Raw genomic sequence first — 20,775 nt, 5'->3', positions numbered from 1 at the left:
CGGTGGACAACGTCATCGAGGCCCTGTGGACGAAAAGTCTGTCCACAGGTTGTGGATCATCGTTGACCACAAATCCCCAGGCATGTGACCTGGCCTGATGGAGTATCGGCAGTCGGCCCTGTGGACGCAATCTGGACAACTTCGCAGTCCCCAGGCTGTGGACGCCGGATTTCGCGTTTTTCTGTGGAGAAGGGCCTGTTCAGGGCCGGTATTCGAACACTCCGCAGGAGTCGGCAGGGAACCAGCGGGAAGCCCACAGGGAGCCGGGCGCAGGAAGCCCGCAGGTTCAGGACGACGAAAGGGCGCCTCCCGAGGGACGACGTACGTCCTTGGGAGGCGCCCTCGGGCGCTGAACCGAAACGGCGGGTGAGGCGGCTGCCTGCCGGTGCGTCAGCCGTTCTTGATGCGGTTGGTGAGCTCGGTGACCTGGTTGTAGATGGAGCGGCGCTCCGCCATCAGGGCCCGGATCTTCCGGTCGGCGTGCATCACCGTGGTGTGGTCGCGACCGCCGAACTGGGCGCCGATCTTGGGCAGGGAGAGATCCGTCAGCTCACGGCACAGGTACATGGCGATCTGGCGTGCCGTCACCAGGACGCGGCTGCGCGACGATCCGCAGAGATCCTCCACCGTCAGCCCGAAGTAGTCGGCGGTCGCCGCCATGATGGCCGGCGCGGTGATCTCGGGAGCCGAGTCCTCGCCGCCCGGGATCAGATCCTTGAGCACGATCTCGGTCAGGCCGAGATCGACCGGCTGCCGGTTCAGGCTCGCGAAGGCGGTCACACGGATGAGAGCGCCCTCCAGCTCGCGGATGTTGCGCGAGATCCGGGAGGCGATGAACTCGAGTACCTCGGGCGGGGCGTTGAGCTGCTCCTGCACGGCCTTCTTACGGAGGATCGCGATACGCGTCTCCAGCTCCGGAGGCTGCACATCCGTGGTGAGGCCCCACTCGAACCGGTTGCGCAGCCGGTCCTCGAGGGTCACCAGCTGCTTGGGCGGCCGGTCCGAGGACAGCACGATCTGCTTGTTGGCGTTGTGGAGCGTGTTGAAGGTGTGGAAGAACTCCTCCTGCGTCGACTCCTTGCTCGCCAGGAACTGGATGTCGTCGACCAGGAGGATGTCCACGTCGCGGTAGCGCTTGCGGAAGGTGTCGCCCTTGCCGTCGCGGATCGAGTTGATGAACTCGTTGGTGAACTCCTCCGAGCTCACGTACCGCACCCGGGTGCCCGGGTAGAGGCTGCGCGCGTAATGCCCGATGGCGTGCAGCAGGTGGGTCTTGCCGAGTCCCGACTCCCCGTAGATGAAGAGGGGGTTGTACGCCTTCGCGGGGGCCTCGGCGACGGCGACAGCGGCGGCGTGCGCGAAGCGGTTGGACGCGCCGATGACGAAGGTGTCGAAGAGGTACTTCGGATTCAGCCGGGCGTGCGGCTCGCCGGTCCCGGGCGGTGGCGCGGACTGCGTGCCCATGGGGCCGCCGCCCGTCCTGCCGGTGCCCGGGCCGTTCTGGCGGTGCTGCGGCTGCTGGTCCTGCGGATCGTGGCGGTCGCGGCTGTCGTGCTGCTCGTAACCCTGGTGCTCGGGCGGCTGCGGACGGTAGTCGTGGTGCGGCTGCTGCGGGCGGGGGCTCGCGTACGGGTCGCGGTCCTGGTAGCCGCCGTGCCTGGGCTGCCAGGAGAGGTCCTCCTGGGTGCGGGGCCAGGCTCCGGGCTCGGGACGGTGCTGCTGGTAGTCCGGGTAGGCGGGGCGGGCCGTCGGCATGCCGTCGTCGGACGGCCGGGGTCCGTAGTTGTCGTACCCGTCGTTGCGCGGGGGCTCGTCGTGCGGCGGCCCCTGGTAGCGGTGGGACTGCTGTCCCTGGTGGGGCTGGTGCATCGGGGGCGCCGGCGGAGCCGGGGGCTCACCCGCGGAATCGTCGACGGTGATCGCGATCCGGATCGGCCGCCCGCACTCACGGGTGAGCGTCTCGCTGATCAGCGGCGCGAGCCGGCCTTCAAGGACGCGCTTGCCCCACTCGTTGGGCACGGCCAGAAGCGCGGTGTCGGCGACGAGCGCCAGGGGCTGGCAGCGCTCGATCCACTGTTTATCCTTCGGCTCGATGCCCTGCTGGCCCTCCCCGAGGAGTTGTTCCAGCACTCGCGGCCACACTGCGGCAAGATCGGCAGGTACGTCAGCCACAAGGCACGCTCTCTCGCATGTCCCACGAATGTGTACTTCTCGGGACGGGATGGGTCGGGACGGGTGAGGCCCGGCAGGCAGGAAGGAAAAGAAACGGAGTTCAGCCACGGTAGTCAGGCCGACCCGCGCGGTTCAAGTTGTTGTCCACAGGCTGTGTACAGCAGGGGGCCGTGCGAAGCTGGTTTGACCGGATGGCGTAGCCGCGCGTACCGTGACCAGGTCGAGTTGTCGATGGCTGCTGCCGCCTGCCTCCGATGGGCAAACATCACGATCTGTGATTGTGAAGCGGTGCACTAAGGCGTTTACGCGAGTTCCTCGTGGGCGCACGGTGACAGCCAGGCGATGTCCCGCCAACACACGAATCATTTCTGGAGCCCCCGAGTGAGCAAGCGCACCTTCCAGCCGAACAATCGTCGTCGCGCCAAGACCCATGGCTTCCGACTGCGTATGCGTACCCGTGCCGGCCGCGCGATTCTCGCGAACCGTCGCGGCAAGGGTCGCGCCAACCTGTCCGCCTGATCGCGGCCAGGTCATGACGTGCTGCCTACCGAGAATCGGCTGAGGCGGCGCGAGGACTTCGCGGTCGCTGTACGCCGGGGACGTCGGGCCGGACGCCCGCTACTCGTCGTACATCTACGCAGCGGTGTTACGGACCCGCACGTGACAGGGGAGAGTGCTCCCCCGCCGCGTGCGGGTTTCGTTGTCAGCAAAGCAGTGGGTGGAGCAGTCGTTCGCACCGCGGTGAAGCGGAAGCTTCGTCATCTGGTCCGCGATCGGCTTGCTCAGCTGCCCCCCGGTAGCCTTGTTGTCGTACGAGCGTTGCCCGGTTCGGGCGACGCCGACCATGCACAGCTGGCCCGAGACCTGGACGCCGCCCTTCAGCGGCTGCTGGGAGGGGGTGCGCGATGAAGTATCCGCTGCTGGCCCTCATCAAGCTGTATCAGTGGACGATCAGCCCGCTTCTCGGGCCCGTCTGCCGTTACTACCCGTCGTGTTCCCACTATGGATATACGGCGATCGACCGGCACGGTGCGATCAAGGGAACAGCGCTGACCGCATGGCGCATCCTGCGGTGCAATCCGTGGTCACCCGGCGGCGTGGACTACGTACCGCCACGCAAACGTCCGCGTTGGCACGAAATGCTGCGCAGCTGGGTGCGTGGCGGCAAGGGCGGGGACTCCACCGCCGATGTGCCTACCGGGGGGTCGGTCTCCGAACCTCTGAGCCCGGCCACAGAGACCTCGCCCAAAGCTCAAGGAGCCTGATTAGTGGACACGATTGCCAGTCTGTTCAGCTTTATCACCACACCTGTCTCGTGGGTCATCGTCCAGTTCCACAAGCTGTACGGAGCGCTCTTCGGCGATGACACGGGGCTGGCCTGGGGCCTGTCCATCGTGTCCCTGGTGGTCCTGATCCGGATCTGCCTGATCCCGCTCTTCGTCAAGCAGATCAAGTCGACCCGCAACATGCAGGTCCTGCAGCCCAAGATGAAGGCGATCCAGGAGCGCTACAAGAGCGACAAGCAGCGTCAGTCCGAAGAGATGATGAAGCTGTACAAGGAGACGGGCACCAACCCGCTCTCCTCGTGCCTTCCCATCCTGGCGCAGTCCCCGTTCTTCTTCGCCCTGTACCACGTGCTCTCGGCCATCGCCTCGGGCAAGACGATCGGTGTCATCGACCAGCCGCTGCTGGACAGTGCCCGGCAGGCGCACATCTTCGGCGCCCCGCTGGCCGCGAAGTTCATGGACAGCGAGGACAAGGTGCAGGCGCTCGGCGCCTCCCTGACCGACGTCCGAGTCGTGACCGCGATCATGATCGTGATGATGTCCGCGTCGCAGTTCTTCACGCAGCGCCAGCTGATGACGAAGAACGTCGACCTGACGGTCAAGACCCCGTACATGCAGCAGCAGAAGATGCTGATGTACGTCTTCCCCCTGATCTTCGCCGTCATGGGCATCAACTTCCCCGTCGGTGTTCTCGTCTACTGGCTGACCACGAACGTCTGGACCATGGGTCAGCAGATGTATGTGATCAACCAGAACCCCACCCCGGGCAGCAAGGCGCAGGACCAGTACCTGAACCGCCTGCTGAAGAGCGTGACCGCTCATGGCGAGGTACGTGGCAGGACGCGGCGCAACACCGTCAAGCGGCTTGTCGCCAAGGGGCCCGACCGCAACGACATCGAGCGCAAGTTCATCACCGGTCTGGCCAAGCTGGGTCTCGCCGCCCAGGAGGACGGCTCGGTGGAGAAGAGTGACGCCGCCGTTCTCGAGGCCGAGGGTGGTGCTGCGCCCAAGCGGCAGCAGCCCAAGCGCCAGACCAAGGCGAAGCGTCACACCGCGGCCACGTCGGGCACGGCGAAGAGCTCCGACACCACCGGTTCCGGCTCGGAGTCCAAGGCCTTGGAGTCCAAGACCTCGCTGGACAAGCAGGACGCATCCCCGGACGACAAGCCGAAGCAGGACGACAAGCCGAAGCCGGCGGGCAGGTCCGCCGCGTCCGGCTCCTCACGCCAAGCCAAGTCAGGACAGCGCAAGGGCGGCCAGCAGCGGCCCAAGCACCCGTCCAAGAAGTAAGAAGGAGTCCATCCGTGACGGAAGGCACCACCACCACGGCCGCTGAGGGCAGCGACACTCTCACCCGCCTCGAACAGGAGGGTGAGATCGCGGCTGACTACCTCGAAGGCCTGCTCGACATCGCCGATCTCGACGGCGACATCGACATGGATGTGGAGGCGGACCGGGCCGCGGTCTCGATCCTCAGCGAATCGGCTCGTGACCTGCAGAAGCTCGTGGGCCGCGATGGTGAGGTGCTCGAGGCGCTCCAGGAGCTGACGCGACTGGCCGTTCACCGTGAGACCGGTGACCGCAGCCGCCTGATGTTGGACATCGCCGGCTTCCGCGCCAAGAAGCGTGAGGTTCTCGCAGCGCTGGGTGCCAAGGCCGCGGATGAGGTCAAGAGCTCCGGCGAGCCCGTGAAGCTGGAGCCGATGACGCCGTTCGAGCGCAAGGTCGTGCACGACGCGGTCGCGGCAGCGGGTCTGCGCAGCGCGTCCGAGGGCGAGGAGCCTCAGCGCTTCGTCGTCGTTCTCCCGGCCTGACCGGACCCTTGTACTGTCGGCCCCGTCTGATCACAGGCGGGGCCGATCTTTGTCAGCCTGATAGTCAGCGCGCTAATGCGGTACGGAAGGACGGTCCCCGTGACGGAGGAAGCAGAGCTCCCTCAGGCGCCCCAGGAGGCGCAGGCGGTATTCGGTGAGTTCTTCCCAGAGGCTGTCAGGTACGCGGAGCTGCTCGCGGACGCGGGCGTCAAGCGAGGTCTGATCGGTCCGCGTGAGGTGCCGCGTCTGTGGGAGCGGCACCTGCTGAACTGTGCGGTGCTCTCCGAGGTGGTCCCTCAAGGCGTCACGGTGTGCGACGTGGGTTCGGGGGCCGGACTCCCGGGGATCCCGCTGGCCCTGGTACGCCCCGACCTGAAGATCACGCTCCTGGAACCGCTGCTGCGGCGTACGAACTTCCTTCAGGAGGTTGTCGAGCTTCTGGGCCTGGACCATGTGACGGTGGTCCGCGGCCGGGCCGAAGAGGTGCTCGGGACGCTCCAGCCCGTTCATGTGGTGACGGCCAGGGCGGTTGCCCCGCTCGACCGGCTCGCCGGATGGGGTGTGCCCCTCCTCCGCCCGTATGGGGAGATGCTGGCGCTCAAGGGAGGCACGGCCGCTGAGGAGATCCAGGGTGCTCGGGCCGCGCTGAGCAAGCTCGGAGTGGTGGAGACCGAGGTGCTGCACGTCGGTGAGGGGCTGGTCGATCCGGCGGCCACGGTGGTGCGCGTGGTGGTCGGGGAGAGTCCTGGCGGTGTGAGGTTCGCCGCAAAGCGGGCCAAGGCCGCACGGGTGAGCCGGACGCGGCGACGTCGATGAGCGCTCACTCGGTGAGTTCTTTTTCTCGCTGTTAGTGCACTTAAAGCTCTTTTGCCCTGATGCTCCATGCAAGCAGCGATATGTGCTGCCTGCGGAGTGTCGGGAGCTCGCCGCTGTACTGCGGAGGCATCGTGTTTCACGTGAAACGTCGCTCTCTGCTGCAGGGAATCATCGGTCGCGGTCGTGCGGCTGCCGCGCCGCGCGACCGTAAGCCCGTACGGGCCCCCGAGTTGTCCACAAAACCGGATTCATCCACAGAAGAGTCGGCCTCGCTGGTTCACGACCCCGAAAGCATGGCAGGCTCTGTTCATTGCGAGCCTGAAGTCGAGGAGAGTGAATCCTTGCGGTCCGACGCCAACATCGCGGGACCGATGACCGATCCGGTCCCCGGTCCCCGTACCGAGTCCCTGGGGGACGGTGTTTCACGTGAAACACCGCCGCCGATGGACGACACACCTATTGGTCGTGCGGCTCAGCTGGCGGTCGAGGCCCTTGGCCGCGCCGGCGAGGGGCTGCCACGGCCGGACCGGACACGCGTCATGGTCGTGGCCAACCAGAAGGGCGGTGTGGGCAAGACGACCTCGACGGTCAACCTTGCCGCCTCGCTCGCGCTGCATGGTGCCCGCGTCCTGGTGGTGGACCTCGATCCGCAGGGGAATGCCTCCACGGCTCTGGGAATCGACCATCACGCGGAAGTCCCCTCCATCTACGACGTGCTGGTGGAGAGCATGCCGCTCTCCGAAGTGGTTCAGCCGGTCCCGGACGTCGAAGGGCTCTTCTGTGCACCGGCGACCATCGATCTCGCGGGCGCGGAGATCGAGTTGGTCTCGCTGGTGGCGCGCGAAAGCCGGCTCCAGCGGGCGATCCAGGCCTATGACCAGCCGCTGGACTACATCCTCATCGACTGCCCGCCCTCGCTCGGCCTGCTGACGGTCAACGCGCTCGTGGCAGGAGCCGAGGTGCTCATCCCGATCCAGTGTGAGTACTACGCGCTGGAGGGTCTCGGGCAGCTGTTGCGTAACGTCGATCTGGTGCGGGGGCATCTGAACCCCGATCTCCATGTATCGACGATTCTGCTCACGATGTACGACGGCAGGACCAGGCTTGCCTCGCAGGTCGCGGAGGAGGTGCGCAGCCACTTCGGCAAGGAGGTGTTGCGGACCAGTATCCCGCGTTCCGTGCGTATCTCGGAGGCGCCCAGCTATGGGCAGACCGTGCTGACGTACGATCCGGGCTCCAGCGGTTCCCTGTCCTACCTCGAGGCGGCTCGTGAGATCGCGCTGAGAGGCGTCGGGGTGCATTACGAGGCCGCCCAGCACGCACCGGCGGGTGAACCCGCCCACACGGGCATCCAGAACAGTCAGCAGAGCCATTCGGAGGGCATGCAGTGAGCGAGCGTCGTAGAGGGCTGGGGCGTGGGCTCGGTGCACTGATCCCCGCAGCTCCCCCGGAGAAGTCGGGCACGAGCCCCGGAGCCGGTACGAATACGGGGGGCCCGTCCCCTGTGATGACCGCCGAGCGCGGAGTGGCCGCAGCGAAACTGGCCGCACTCCCCTCCGGACCTCTGGTCCCGGAGCCGAGCTCTCCGGTCGGCGAGCCGGAGCCCGCCACCGGGCAGAGCGGCTCCGCCGGGGCCTACTTCGCCGAGATCCCCCTTCCTTCGATCACCCCCAACCCCAGGCAGCCTCGTGAGGTCTTCGACGAGGACGCTCTGGCCGAGCTGGTCACCTCCATCAAGGAGGTCGGCCTTCTCCAGCCGGTCGTCGTGCGCAAGGTCGACGAGGACCGCTACGAGCTCATCATGGGCGAGCGGCGTTGGCGGGCCTGCGGCGAAGCCGGGCTGGAACGTATCCCGGCCATCGTCCGTGCGACGGACGACGAGAAGCTGCTCCTGGACGCACTCCTGGAGAACCTGCACCGGGCCCAGCTGAACCCCTTGGAGGAGGCGGCGGCGTACGACCAGCTGCTGAAGGACTTCAAGTGCACGCATGACCAGCTGGCGGACCGGATCGGCCGGTCACGTCCGCAGGTGTCGAACACGCTCCGTCTGCTGCGGCTCTCCCCGCCGGTGCAGCGCAGGGTCGCCGCAGGGGTTCTCTCGGCAGGGCATGCGAGGGCCCTGCTGTCGGTGGACGACTCGGAGGAGCAGGACCGGCTGGCGCACCGCATCGTGGCCGAAGGGCTCTCGGTGCGTGCGGTGGAGGAGATCGTGAATCTCCTCGGGTCCGAGCCCACGAGCTCCGCGAAGCCCAAGGGCCCGAGGGCCGGCGGGCGGGTCGCACCGGCGCTGACGGATCTGGCTTCGCGTCTCTCGGACCGGTTCGAGACCCGGGTGAAGGTCGACCTCGGGCAGAAGAAGGGGAAGATCGTCGTCGAGTTCGCCTCGATGGAGGATCTGGACCGCATTCTTGGCAGCCTCGCTCCCGGCGAGGGACGCGTGCTGGAGCAGGGCATCGAGGAAGAGCAGGCCGAGGCGGACGAGGGCTGATCCGCACGAGGGCCCTGAGGGCGGGCCGGGTCCGGGCAACTTTCCGGAACCGGGCCCGCCCTTTGCCGTCTCGCGGTGTCCCCATCACCTCTGGGTGGTTACGATGCGTTCTGGTAGGGCGTATCCACCACCGTGATCCACCTCAGAGGAGGCGGGGGCCGTGCGATCAGTGAATCGCAGCCACCTGGTGACAGTCGGTTTGGGGCTTGGCGCTGTCGGGGGGTTCGTCGGCAGTCTGTTCCGAGAACGGAGTGCGCTTGCAGCCGCACGTGGTGCGGAGGGCGAAGGAAGTGGGGAACCGCCTACATGGGGCGACGACTCGTACCGCTCACACTGGACAACCTTTCGGATCTCCCCAGGCGCTGCCGCTCATGTGTCTTCTGGGAACTTGATCCGGTCAGTGGAGAAGCTGCGGTAAAGGCGGGCAGACCCGAACACGAGAAGGAAGCCTGGATCTCCGCTGTGCTGCTGGAGTGGGGCTCCTGCGGACGGGTCGTCTATGTGGACGATGTCGCGGTCGGCTTCGTTCTCTACGCACCGCCTGCGTACGTCCCCCGTTCCACCGCGTTTCCCACCAGCCCCGTATCCCCTGATGCCGTTCAGCTGATGACCGCGTTCATCGTGCCGGGTTTCCAGGGACAAGGGCTGGGGCGCGTGATCGTGCAGACCGTGGCCAAGGACTTGCTGCGGCGCGGCTTCAAGGCGATCGAGGCCTTCGGCGATGCCCGCTGGAAGGAGCCCGCGTGTGTGCTGCCCGCAGAGCACCTGCTCGCGGTGGGCTTCAAGACGGTACGTCCTCACCCCGTGCATCCGCGGCTGAGGCTTGAGCTGCGTACGACGCTCTCCTGGAAGGAAGACGTCGAGCTGGCCTTGGACAGGCTGCTGGGTGCCGTACAGAAGGAACCGGCGCTGCGGCCCCTCTGACTCCCGTGGATTCTCGCCGACTCCCGCGATGGACGGCTTGGGAGCATGCAAAACGGGCCCACCCCGAGGGGTGAGCCCGTTTCACGTGAAACAGCGGGTACTACTTCTCGGCGATGAAGCCCTCGAGGTCGCGGAGAATCGCGGCCTTCGGCTTGGCACCGACGATGGTCTTGGCGACCTCGCCACCCTGGTACACGTTCAGTGTGGGGATGGACATCACGCCGTACTTTGCCGCGGTGGCCGGGTTCTCGTCGATGTTGAGCTTGACGATCTCGATCTGGTCGCCGTGCTCGGCCGCGATGGCCTCCAGCGAAGGCGCGATCTGGCGGCACGGGCCGCACCAGGCGGCCCAGAAGTCCACCAGCACCGGCTTGTCGTTCTTCAGGACGTCCTCATCGAAGGAGTCGTCGGTTACGTTCTTCAGGGCGCCGGCCACGGCGGCCTCCTTAGCTTCGCGGGGGTGTGGGTTCGGGGGAGATGATCAGACTGCCGGGGTCTTCTCCGGCTCGGCCAGCTGCTGGTCGGAGAGCGCGGCCAGGAAGCGCTCTGCGTCGAGAGCTGCGGAGCAGCCGGTACCGGCGGCGGTGATGGCCTGGCGGTAGGTGTGGTCGACGACGTCGCCGGCGCCGAAGACACCCTCCAGGTTGGTGCGCGTCGAGGGAGCCTCGACCTTGAGGTAGCCCTCGTCGTCCAGGTCGAGCTGGCCCTTGAAGAGCTCTGTGCGAGGGTCGTGGCCGACAGCGATGAACAGGCCCGTCACCGGAAGCTCGGAGGTCTCGCCGGTCTTGGTGTTGCGCAGGGTGAGGCTGGAGAGCTTCTGGTCCCCATGGACCGTGGCGACCTCGCTGTCCCAGGCGAACTTGATCTTCGGGTCGGCGAACGCGCGCTCCTGCATGGCCTTGGAGGCTCGCAGGGAGTCGCGGCGGTGCACGATCGTGACGGACTTGGCGAACCGGGAGAGGAAGGTCGCCTCCTCCATGGCGGTGTCGCCGCCACCGACCACGGCGATGTCCTGGTCCTTGAAGAAGAAGCCGTCGCAGGTCGCACACCAGGAGACTCCGCGTCCGGAGAGCGCGTCCTCGTTGGGCAGGCCGAGCTTGCGGTGCTGGGATCCCGTGGTGACGATGACGGCCTTGGCGCGGTGCACGGTGCCTGCGGTGTCCGTGACGGTCTTGACGTCTCCCGAGAGGTCGACGGAGATGACATCGTCGGGGATGAGCTCGGCGCCGAAGCGCTCAGCCTGGGCGCGCATGTTGTCCATGAGCTCCGGGCCCATGATTCCGTCCTGGAAGCCCGGGAAATTCTCCACGTCGGTGGTGTTCATCAGTGCGCCGCCGGCGGTGACAGCGCCCTCGAACACCAGAGGCTTCAGCGATGCGCGAGCGGTGTACAGGGCGGCGGTGTAACCAGCCGGCCCGGAGCCGATGATGATCACATTACGGACGTCGCTCACGGGTTCTTCCTCGTCTCTGCAGACTGCCTACTGCCTACTGGGGTCGGTTCCACGACTCTCACCCCACCCAACGGATCCTACGGGCCATGCATTCCCTGAATACCGGCCCGGCTCCCGCGAGGAGCTCAGGGCCGTGCGTAGGAGCGCGTGAGCAGTAGCTGCCCCTTGGCCGCGGGGGTGGCATCCACGCAGGCCGAGTCGACGACATAGGCCTGGACGCGTGTCGAGTCGGTTGCATGAGGCAGCACGACAAGGAAGGCGGCTGTCCCTTCGTAGCTTCCTTCTTCGATGGCCAGCGCAGGCGCGTCCCGGCCCGTGCCCTGCTGTACGCAGGGTGGAACATCCACGATCGGTGCGAGCAGGGGACTACGGGGTGACGAGGCATCGGGGGATGTGTCCACCGGGGACGACTTGGTGTCCAGAGACGGCTTGCCCGGGTCGGATTCCTGAGCTTCGGAATCATGCGTCGCGCTGAGCAGCGTATGGACGCGGCCCTCCAGCGTGCCCTGTGAGAAGTCCCCCTGGCTCTTCTTCGCGGCGCTGACTCCATGGTCGGCCTTTCCGACGGCCGAATCCTGGGAAGCCTGGAGCAGGAAGACGCTCATGCCGACAGCCGCGGCACCGAAGGCGGTGCCGAAGATGACCGCCCGGCGTCGGCGGCGGGTCCGGCTCCGGCCGGGGCCGGTGGCGCCACGAGGACGACCTGCCGGTGGCCCGGCGGTGACCGTACTCTCGGTCGTTGTTTCACGTGAAACAACGACGGTTTCGGCGGGCGCCGGGGAGTAGGCCTCGGCTTCCGATGCCAGTGCGGCGTCGACCCGCTCAGCTATGTCCTCGGGCATGCGCTCCTGGAGGGGCGGTGCCGCCCCCAGCAGGGAGCGGATCTCTTCCAGCGAGGAGTGGGTTTCGGCGCACTCTGCACACGCGTCGATGTGGTGACGGAGTTCCGCCTCCCGGGACGGTGGCAGGAGGCCCTCGGTCAGGTCGGAGATCTCCGAGACGTCCGGGTGCTGAGCCGCGTCGGCTGTGAATGTCATGCGAGCCCACCTCCACCCTTCACGCCGGCAGGGTCGCTGTCGCCTGCGTCTCTTGGTCCTGACGCAGGTGGGACGGATGGCCCCCGCCTCCGGTTCCTTTCCATGGGGACGTCCTTGCCGTCCTCTCTGTCGATACGCAGATGGGCCAGCAGGGGGAGCAGTCTGGCCCGGCCTCGCGCACAGCGGCTCTTCACGGTGCCGGTCGGTACGTCGAGGATGCGGGCAGCTTCCGCGACGGGGTACGCCTGCATGTCCACGAGGACGAGTGCGGCTCGCTGCTCGGCCGGCAGAGTGGCCAGCGCGGCCAGCAGCTCTCGGTGCAGATCCTGCCGTTCGGCGGGGGCCTCGGCCGATTCATGAGGCTCCATGAGCTGGTCGAGCCGCTCGGCGTCATCGACCGGAGCGGTCTTCCGGGAGGCCATTTTGCGGGCACGGTCCAGGCAGGCATTGACGGTGATCCTGTGCAGCCATGTGGTGACGGCTGACTGGCCACGGAAGGTGTGGGCGGCGCGGAACGCGGAGACGAGTGCGTCCTGCACCGCGTCCGCGGCCTCCTCGCGGTCGCCCAGCGTGCGAAGGGCCACAGCCCAGAGACGGTCACGGTGCCGTCGTACGAGCTCGCCGAAGGCATCGGGTTCGCCTGCGACGTGCCGGGCCAGGAGATCGTGATCGCTGATGTCGGCGAATCCGGCGTCGTTCAACGGTGAGCCCCCTCCCCTGGTGCCGTCAGCTGCCTGCCGCCGTCAGCTCGTGACCTTGATGTCCGAGACCTTGCCCCTGTAGTTGCCGTCCTCGCTCATCGGCAGTTTGGTCAGCCAGACCAGAACGTACCGCGCCTGCACCGGCTTGTCGGGCTTGAGGGAGACCTTCGTTCCGGATCCCGTGGCGGCCTTGCTGAAGCCGTCCGGCATCGCGGGAACGGACGAGGCCCGCGTGGTCCTCAGCTCGACGGAGGTGTCGCCGCCGAGGAAGGACACATCGACCTTGCCCACCTGCTGGACCTTGCCGAGGTCGAGAACGACTCCGACGCCTTCCTTGAGCCGCCCGAAGTCGGCGCTGTAGTAGCCGTCCGTGCTCCAGTAGGAGCTGGTGTCCCCGTCGTAGGCGTTCTTTATCGAGCCGGGCTTCTCGGAGCCGTCCGCGCCGAGCGGGTCGTAGTCCTGGGCTCCCACGATCGTGACGGGCTTGCTGGGCTCGGAGCCGTTGTTGTCGTCCCCTCCGTCGCCGGCGGTCTGCGTCGGGGTCGGCTCTCCGGAGTCGCTGTCGCGGTTGAGGACGGTCTCCGCCAGCTGCCAGCTGCCGAGGCCCAGAGCGGCGATGAGGAGCGCGGACACGGCCCACTTGAGGACCTTGCCCGTACGGCTCTGGAGCGGCGGCGGAGGAGCGGTGATGACCGGCTGGGTGGCTGAGCTCGGCCGCACCGAGGGGCGCCCGTAGGTGCCCTGCTGATAGGTCGTGCGCTGGTACTCGGGCGGCGCGGTGAAGGTGGGTTCCGGGGGGAGGATGCGCGGCATGGCCGCGACGGCCTTCGCCAGCTCGTCCGGGGTGGTGCAGGGCTGTTCCTGTCGCGACGCGGTGGCACCGTCGTTGGCGAGCGCACGCATGGCGAGTTCGGACAGACCACGGTGGACGCCCGCCCGCACCTGGTCCGGTGGGATCAGGCCCAGGTCCTTGGGGAGCCCGGAGAGACCGTAGGCGTCGCTCTCGTAGGGCCAGCGGCAGGTCAGGGACGCATAGAGGAGCGCGCCGATCGCCTCGGTGTCCGTGCGGAGCGGCTGATCGGCGGTGATGCCGCGCAGTGCGGCATTGACGGCCAGGCCGCGGATCCGGTACTGGCCGGTCGAGCTGCGCAGTACGGCACCGGGGGTGAGGCACAGATGCGCCAGTCCTTCACGGTGCGCGGCGGCCATGGCCTGGGAGATCTGGCTCACGAGCTGGTAGGCGTCGTGGGCTTCGAAGGGGCCGGCGGCCAGCAGCGCCGTCAGCTCGGTGGCGTCGGGGAGCCATTCGTGGACGACGTAGACGACGTCGTCCTCCTCCACGGCGTCCAGGACCTGGACGAAGCGCGGGTCACCGAGCAGCGCGGATGAACGGGCCGCGGCCAGCACCGAGCGGGCGCGCGGATGATCCGCGGTCAGCAGGTGAACGCCCACCGCGCGCCGCAGCTTCTCGTCGACAGCCCGCCAGCTGCTGAATCCGTCCAGTCGGGTGACGCACTCCTCGAGGCGGTAGCGTCTGGCCAGCTTGTGGCCGCTGTGCAGGTCGGGGGAGGCCGGTACGGCATCCGATCCGTCCCGTTCGCTCTCCGCGTCCTGAGGGCCTGCGCCCTCCGCCTCTGCGTCCTGGGTTTCTGCCGTCCCGTCGGTCGTGGCCGCGTCCGCCTTGGCGGTCAGCGGCTCGTCGCCGCTGTTGTCGGCCACGTCGACAGCAGCCGTGCTACGTTCCGCCACCGTCGTTCCTGCCTCCCCATCCGTTGCGCGATGCCAGCCAGCTCTGCACAGTCACGCCAATTGTGCCCACACTCCGGCGCTATGCACGACACGCGGTGTCCAGCGATGGTTGTGCGGCCCGGATCGTGTATCAGCGTCCGAGGCGACCACGGACCATGCCGACCATGCCGTTGAGCTCCTCGATACGCATCTTCTTCGCGGCGACGAAGAAGACACCCAGCAGGGCGACGCTGCCACACACCAGTGCCACCACGGACCCGCCGGCGCCTTCGCCGAGTGCCTTGAGGAGAACGAAGCCCAGCCCGCCGCCGACCACGGCCGCGGGGATCGCGGCCAGACAGAGACGGGCGTAGGTGCGCACCACACGGGCGCCGTCGAGGTCGCCTCCGAGCCGGTTGCTCAGGCGGCGCCAGGCGATACCGACGCCGACCGCGTAGGCCAGCCCGTAGGAGGCTGCCATTCCTACGACTGCCCACTGGGCCGGAAGAATCACGTAGCAGAGGGCGGCGGCCGCAGCGTTGACCGCGGCGACGATGACCGTGTTGTAGAACGGGGTGCGGGTGTCCTCGTACGCGTAGAAGCCGCGGAGCACGACGTACTGCACGGAGTACGGGATGAGGCCGAGCCCGAACGCCATCAGGATGAAGCCCATCGACCGTGCGGCCTCGGTGCCGCTCGACGCGTAGAGCAGGGTGCACATCGGCAGGCCGAGCGCCAGGAAGATGAAGGCGACCGGCACGATGGCCACCGCCGAGTTGCGCAGACCCTGCGAGATGTCGTCGCGGACGGCCCCGGGGTCGTTGTCATGGGCGGCGCGGGAGATACGGGGCAGCAGGGCCGCCATGACGGACACGGTGATGATGGCCTGCGGCATGCCCCAGATCAGCTGGGCGTTGGAGTAGGCGAGGAAGCCCGAGCCGTCCTTGCCCGCCAGCTTGCCCGCCGATGTCGCCAGCTGGGTGACGACCAGGACGCCTGCCTGGTTGGCCAGGACGAACAGCACCGTCCACTTGGCCAGCTTGATCGTCTTCCCGAGTCCATGACCCCGCCAGTCGAAGCGGGGGCGGAAGCGGAAGCCGGCCTCGCGGAGGTACGGGATCATGGCCAGCGCCTGGACCACCAGGCCGAGCAGTGTGCCGATGCCCAGGAGCCGCACGCCCTCCGGCGGGATCGTCTCCACGCCCATCCGGGATTCGGCCGAGGTGCCGTAGACCCAGATGAACAGGCCGAAGGTGAAGATCATGACGATGTTGTTGAGGACCGGGGTCCACATCATCGCGCCGAACCTGCCGCGGGCGTTGAGGATCTGCCCCATCACCACATGGACGCCCATGAAGAAGATGGTCGGCAGGCAGTAGCGGGCGAAGGTGACGGCCACCGTGTCCGCCGCCGGATCGTTCGCGATCGTGCGCGACATGAGGTGCACCAGCTGCGGCGCCGCGAACACCGCGATCGCGACGATGGCGCCGAGCGCCACCATGACCAGCGTCAGCAGCCGGTTGGCGTACGCCTCGCCCCCGTCCTCGTCGTCCTTCATGGAGCGGACGAGCTGAGGGACGAAGACCGAGTTGAGTCCGCCGCCCACGGTCAGGATGTAGATCATCGTCGGCAGGGTGTAGGCGATGGTGAAGCTGTCGCCGAGCAGCGCCGCGCCCAGCGCCGCGGTGATCACGAGGCTGCGGACGAAGCCGGTGAGCCGTGACACCAGGGTGCCGGCGGCCATCAGCGCACTGGACTTCAGTATTCCCGCGCCCCGGCCGCCGGACTTCGGAGGGACCGGGGCCGGAGCCGCGTCGGGCTCGGCGGGGGGACCGGAAGGCCGGCCGGAGCCCTCCTGGTCGCGGAAGAGGTGCGCGAAGGCGTCCTGCTCCTCGCGGTCGCCGGAGGCCTGGGTGACCAGGTCGTCCACGCCTACGTACTGGGTGGTCGCGGCGTTGTCCCCGTAGGGAAGGTGCCGGGAGGGGCCTGCGGGCTCGGGAGGCGGCGTCTGGGCCCAGATGCGGGGGTCGGGGGCGTACTGGGTGGCCGGAGGCTGCTGGTAGAGGGCTCCTGGCTCCTGATAGGTGCCCGGCGGCGGTGGCGGATGTGAGGCGCGGTCGTAGAGCGCCTCGGCCACCGGATCCTGCGCGGCGAGGTCCTGGGCACGGTACGGGTCGTGGTCGTACGCGTGCTGCAGGTAGGGGTCGGGTGCCTCCCCGTTCTCGCCGGCGCCCGGTGGCACCGGCGGACCGCTGGAAGACCCAGCTCCGCCCGCGCCCTGCGCGCGGTCACCGTCGTACGGCGCGTTCATCGAAACCCCACCTCATTGTCCCCGGCCGACAGGCCCCGACAGACATCGCTCAACGGTCCACTTTCTCACCCGGGCCCGATGGGTTGCCGCTTTCCGGACCGGTGTCCGGCGTCGGGTCACTCGGCTGCTCGGGTTCACCGCCGTTGTTCTCCACCTCGCCGCCCGCGGCGGTGCGCTTGCGGTGGGTGTACATCCTGATGCCCGCCAGGACCAGGAGCAGCAGTCCGCCCGCGATCACCAGGAGCACTGTCGGAGTGACTTCCGAGACCTTCACCGTGAACGTCATCGGTTCGCCGTAGGGCACACCGTCCGCGGTGAAGAGCCGCGCCGTGACCTGCGCCTGTCCGTTGGCATTGGCCGAGGCGTCGAATTTCACGGACTGGCTGTGGCCGCCCGCGATCTCGACGGGCTGTTCGGCGACCGCTCCGCCGTCGTTGAGCTTGAGCCGGGTGGAGTTGCCCGACGTGAGACGCAGGACGAGGTGATCGACGCCCTGGACCAGCTTGTTCTGCACGGTCACGGGGATCGTCGCGCTGCGCCCCGACAGGGTGACATCCGACTTGGTGATCAGCTGGACCTCGGTGGTGAGGCCCTTCAGATAGGTGCGGACCTCGTCACGGTAGCGCTGTGCCTCCAGAGGCCTGCCGCGCCATGACGTCGACACGGCGCGGTTGACCGCGTTCCCGAAGGGGGTCACCACCCGGTCGGGCTGAGTGAGGATCACCTGGAAGCTGTTGAGCGAGTCCTGTGTCGTCCTGATGTCCTGGAACGCCTGGGTGGGCAGCTCCTGGCGTCGCAGCTTCTTCGGGTACTGGGAGGCCGAGGGCACCTTCGTGGTGGCCTGTTCGTCGGGCTTCTCATCGGCTGCCGCGGGCAGATCGACGGCCTGGGTCCAGTGCTCGGCGGTGAGGGCCTGCAGGGCGCGCGCCATGCTCTGTGCCTGGGCGGCGGTGGGAGTCCGCTGCGGGGCGACGACGATGCTGCGCTCGTTGTCGGGCGCCTGCTCCGTCACTGCCAGCGTCTGGGCCAGGAACTTCTGGACGGCGAGGGTGGAGGCACCCGCCTTGGACATGTCGCCGGTGAACGCGGTGGAGAGCCGGTAGTCGGCGACGACGGCGGTGGTGCCGCCACCGATCGGCCGCGCCGAAGTCGGTGTGTAGGGAAGCCCGCCGGTCTCGTCGAGGCTGTCGCTGCGGGCGATCACCTTGTGAGCTCCGGCCGAGGTGGCGACGTCGACGACCGAGGGGTCGATCGCACCGTCGACCGGCCACGCGAAGTCGGTGTCCGGCTTCACATGGAGGACGGTCTCCACCGTCGTGCCGGCGACCTCGGTCGCCGTCTGGAGGTGGCTGAGGGCACCCGAGACGTTCTTCCCGCGGTGGGCGATGGACGCGAGGTCGGGGTCGGCGAAGGGCAGAGCCACCACCGTGCCGTCCTTCACGGCCGCCTGCAGAGCCGTGAGCCACTGCTTGGCGATGGCCTGGTTGGTACCCGCGACCGTGCTGTCCCCGACCTTGACCTGGTAGTTCTTGGTCATCGCATCGACGGACGCCAGCAGATCAGGGTCGATCACCCAGGTGACGGGGAGCTGTCGGCCCAAGGAGACCAGCTGTTCCAGCCGGCCGCCGGGAGCGAGTTCCTGAGCCAGATCGTCATCGGCGAACACGGGGGTCTGCTGCTCGTCGGAGCCGGTCTCGGCGGTGACATGAGCCGAGGCGATCAGCGGCCAGAGGAAGGTGAGCTTGGTCCTGCTGTCGGTGTCCTCCGGCTGCCACGGCAGGAAGGTCCGCTGGATACCGAGCACCTGGTCATAGGCATAGTCGGTGGTCCGGCCCGTGAGGGACACCCCGAGCTGGTAGACGCCCTCGGCGCCCAGGTCCAGCTTGTCCACCGGAACGGCGAGGGTGAAGTCCTGGCTGACGCCGGAGGCGAGCTCGGGGACCTTCAGCGTGTACGAGCCGCCGAGCTTCGCGGGGTCGCTGCCGGGCAGGTACCCGGTGCGTTCGGCGGCCTGGTCGACCGCCCCCCTGCCGGACAGCGTCGGCCCGACGCGCAGGTCGACCTCCGCGTCCGTGACCGTCTTCTTGCCCCTGTTGGTCAGCGTGCCGGAGATGGTGAGTGTGTCGCCCTTCACCGGTGCGCCGGGGGCGAGCGTGTCCAGGGACACATCGACGGTGCTCGATCCGGTCGGGGCCTTCGTGGTCCCCTCGGCCTGAGCGGAAGGCGCCGCCGGGCCGGCCAGAAGGCCGGCGATCAGCGGTGCCCCGACGATCAAGGAGGCCGTGCGCCGGAGCCACCGGCGGGCAGGGGAGGGATTCATCCCCTGAATGTCTGCCGCCTCGGCCACGCGTACCCGTCCCTCATTCGTCGTCGGCTGGTGCCGGCCTTGCCGGTCTCTGCGTCCCCGCATGGTAACGATGCGCCCGAGGCCTGAGTGCCAGGCACCGGACTTACATGATCGAGAGAGTCTCGCAGGGCCGCGACAAACGATGACGCCCGGGCCGGTCGGTGCACGTACCCTTTTCTGTTGTGCCGAACGCCAACGAAGACAGCCCCCGTGCACTGAGTCAGGTGCAGCACCGCGCGGTCAGTGAACTGCTGCGGGTGTCCCCCGTCGCCGATGACCTGGCCCTCCGATTCCAGGAGGCCGGATACAGCCTTGCCCTGGTAGGCGGGTCGGTCCGCGACGCGTTGCTCGGCAGGCTCGGAAACGACCTGGACTTCACGACCGACGCCCGCCCCGAGGACGTACTGAAGATCGTGCGCCCCTGGGCCGACTCGGTCTGGGAGGTCGGGATCGCGTTCGGCACCGTCGGCTCGCAGAAGGGCGGGTACCAGGTCGAGGTGACGACCTACCGCTCGGAGGCGTACGACAGGACCTCGCGCAAGCCCGAGGTCTCCTACGGCGACTCGATCGAGGACGACCTCGTGCGCCGTGACTTCACGGTCAACGCCATGGCGGTCGCCCTGCCGCAGAAGGAGTTCATCGACCCGCACGGCGGCCTCGACGACCTGGCTCAGCGTGTACTGCGGACCCCGGGCACACCCGAGGCGTCCTTCTCCGACGATCCGCTGCGCATGCTGCGCGCCGCACGTTTCTCGGCGCAGCTGGACTTCGAAGTCGCTGCCGATGTCGTCAAGGCCATGACGGATATGGCGGGACGTATCGAGATCGTCTCGGCCGAGAGGGTCCGTGAGGAACTCAACAAGCTGCTGCTCTCCGAACACCCCCGCAAGGGGCTGGGGCTTCTCGTGGACACGGGTCTGGCCGGCCATGTGCTGCCCGAGCTCCCCGCCCTGCGTCTGGAAAGTGACGAGCATCACCGGCACAAGGACGTCTACGAGCACTCCCTGACGGTCCTGGAGCAGGCCATCGATCTGGAGGAGGACGGCCCGGACCTCGTGCTGCGCCTCGCGGCCCTGCTGCATGACATCGGGAAGCCGAGGACGCGGCGCTTCGAGAAGGACGGCCGTGTCTCGTTCCACCATCACGAAGTGGTGGGGGCCAAGATGACCAAGAAGCGGATGACCGAGCTCAAGTACTCCAACGACATGGTCAAGGACGTCTCACGGCTGGTGGAGCTGCATCTGCGCTTCCATGGCTACGGCGACGGCGAATGGACCGACTCCGCGGTGCGCAGGTATGTGCGGGATGCCGGGCCTCTGCTGGACCGGCTGCACAAGCTGACGCGCTCCGACTGCACGACTCGGAACAAGCGCAAGGCGAATGCCCTGTCGCGTACGTACGACGGGCTTGAGGAGCGCATCGCGCAACTGCAGGAGCAGGAGGAGCTGGAAGCGATCCGGCCCGACCTGGACGGCAACGAGATCATGCGGATCCTGGACGTGGGCCCCGGCCCGGTGATCGGCAAGGCGTACGCGTTCCTGCTGGAGCTGCGGCTGGAGAACGGTCCGATGGCGCGCGATGCCGCGGTCGCCGCCCTCAAGGACTGGTGGGCCACACAGAACTGAGGCTGTGTTTCACAGCTCACGTTTCACGTGAAACACAGCAGTGCGCCGAGGGTGATCCGGCGCGGTGGGTGAG

At 67.8% G+C, this 20,775-nt stretch carries 18 protein-coding genes; 10 read left to right on the top strand and 8 right to left on the bottom strand.

Annotation, left to right across the window (positions count from 1 at the left end):
* Positions 1-390: 390 nt before the first annotated feature.
* Complete coding sequence (gene dnaA / locus OG623_RS17345) at positions 391-2,172, bottom strand: chromosomal replication initiator protein DnaA (RefSeq protein ID WP_406147519.1); 1,782 nt, start codon at positions 2,170-2,172, stop codon at positions 391-393.
* A gap of 381 nt (positions 2,173-2,553) precedes the next feature.
* On the opposite strand from dnaA, the gene rpmH reads away from it, so the two are divergent.
* The 9 genes from rpmH (at position 2,554) to OG623_RS17300 (ending at position 9,500) form a co-directional block, all read left to right on the top strand.
* The gene (gene rpmH, locus OG623_RS17340; protein WP_014047156.1) at positions 2,554-2,691 is read left to right on the top strand and encodes a 50S ribosomal protein L34; all 138 of its coding nucleotides are present in this window, start codon (positions 2,554-2,556) and stop codon (positions 2,689-2,691) included.
* 18 nt (positions 2,692-2,709) lie between these two features.
* Positions 2,710-3,081: a ribonuclease P protein component gene (gene rnpA, locus OG623_RS17335; protein ID WP_406147517.1), complete on the top strand. Its 372-nt coding sequence runs from the start codon at positions 2,710-2,712 to the stop codon at positions 3,079-3,081.
* Positions 3,078-3,437 (top strand): membrane protein insertion efficiency factor YidD, encoded by a 360-nt coding sequence (yidD, locus tag OG623_RS17330; RefSeq protein WP_406147515.1) that lies wholly within the window; start codon positions 3,078-3,080, stop codon positions 3,435-3,437. Before rnpA ends, yidD begins: the two co-directional genes overlap by 4 nt.
* Before the next feature lie 3 nt (positions 3,438-3,440).
* Entirely contained in the window at positions 3,441-4,748 is a 1,308-nt protein-coding gene (gene yidC / locus OG623_RS17325) for a membrane protein insertase YidC (protein WP_406147514.1), read from the top strand.
* Between the two features lie 14 nt (positions 4,749-4,762).
* Positions 4,763-5,272 (top strand): protein jag, encoded by a 510-nt coding sequence (locus OG623_RS17320; protein WP_406147512.1) that lies wholly within the window; start codon positions 4,763-4,765, stop codon positions 5,270-5,272.
* 99 nt (positions 5,273-5,371) lie between these two features.
* Complete coding sequence (gene rsmG / locus OG623_RS17315) at positions 5,372-6,088, top strand: 16S rRNA (guanine(527)-N(7))-methyltransferase RsmG (RefSeq protein WP_362886314.1); 717 nt, start codon at positions 5,372-5,374, stop codon at positions 6,086-6,088.
* A gap of 293 nt (positions 6,089-6,381) precedes the next feature.
* Positions 6,382-7,479 (top strand): ParA family protein, encoded by a 1,098-nt coding sequence (locus tag OG623_RS17310; RefSeq protein ID WP_406151868.1) that lies wholly within the window; start codon positions 6,382-6,384, stop codon positions 7,477-7,479.
* Complete coding sequence (locus OG623_RS17305) at positions 7,476-8,576, top strand: ParB/RepB/Spo0J family partition protein (RefSeq protein ID WP_406147510.1); 1,101 nt, start codon at positions 7,476-7,478, stop codon at positions 8,574-8,576. Before OG623_RS17310 ends, OG623_RS17305 begins: the two co-directional genes overlap by 4 nt.
* Before the next feature lie 306 nt (positions 8,577-8,882).
* Positions 8,883-9,500, top strand: coding sequence for a GNAT family N-acetyltransferase (locus OG623_RS17300; RefSeq protein ID WP_406147508.1), 618 nt, complete (start codon positions 8,883-8,885; stop codon positions 9,498-9,500).
* 100 nt (positions 9,501-9,600) lie between these two features.
* Here the strand turns inward: OG623_RS17300 and trxA are convergent, their stop codons facing one another.
* From trxA to OG623_RS17265, 7 genes are all read right to left on the bottom strand, one after another.
* A complete protein-coding gene (gene trxA / locus OG623_RS17295; RefSeq protein ID WP_362886322.1) occupies positions 9,601-9,936 on the bottom strand; it encodes a thioredoxin in 336 nt (111 codons plus the stop codon).
* 45 nt (positions 9,937-9,981) lie between these two features.
* Entirely contained in the window at positions 9,982-10,953 is a 972-nt protein-coding gene (gene trxB / locus OG623_RS17290; protein ID WP_406147506.1) for a thioredoxin-disulfide reductase, read from the bottom strand.
* Positions 10,954-11,078: 125 nt separating this feature from the next.
* Positions 11,079-11,990, bottom strand: a complete 912-nt coding sequence (locus OG623_RS17285; protein WP_406147504.1) for an anti-sigma factor family protein — start codon at positions 11,988-11,990, stop codon at positions 11,079-11,081.
* A complete protein-coding gene (gene sigM / locus OG623_RS17280; RefSeq protein WP_406147503.1) occupies positions 11,987-12,691 on the bottom strand; it encodes an RNA polymerase sigma factor SigM in 705 nt (234 codons plus the stop codon). The genes OG623_RS17285 and sigM overlap by 4 nt, the downstream gene beginning before the upstream one ends.
* A gap of 42 nt (positions 12,692-12,733) precedes the next feature.
* Complete coding sequence (locus OG623_RS17275; RefSeq protein WP_406147501.1) at positions 12,734-14,440, bottom strand: serine/threonine protein kinase; 1,707 nt, start codon at positions 14,438-14,440, stop codon at positions 12,734-12,736.
* 130 nt (positions 14,441-14,570) lie between these two features.
* Entirely contained in the window at positions 14,571-16,730 is a 2,160-nt protein-coding gene (gene murJ, locus OG623_RS17270) for a murein biosynthesis integral membrane protein MurJ (protein WP_406147500.1), read from the bottom strand.
* Positions 16,731-16,779: 49 nt separating this feature from the next.
* Positions 16,780-19,077: a DUF6049 family protein gene (locus tag OG623_RS17265; protein WP_406147499.1), complete on the bottom strand. Its 2,298-nt coding sequence runs from the start codon at positions 19,075-19,077 to the stop codon at positions 16,780-16,782.
* Positions 19,078-19,259: 182 nt separating this feature from the next.
* Here OG623_RS17265 and OG623_RS17260 point away from each other — a divergent pair, with 182 nt between their 5' ends.
* A complete protein-coding gene (locus tag OG623_RS17260; protein ID WP_406147498.1) occupies positions 19,260-20,702 on the top strand; it encodes a CCA tRNA nucleotidyltransferase in 1,443 nt (480 codons plus the stop codon).
* Positions 20,703-20,775 lie beyond the last annotated feature (73 nt).

Origin of the sequence: Streptomyces sp. NBC_01012 (assembly GCF_045162755.1) — a bacterium.
Taxonomy (GTDB): domain Bacteria; phylum Actinomycetota; class Actinomycetes; order Streptomycetales; family Streptomycetaceae; genus Streptomyces.
This window is presented reverse-complemented; position numbering and strand designations above follow the sequence as displayed.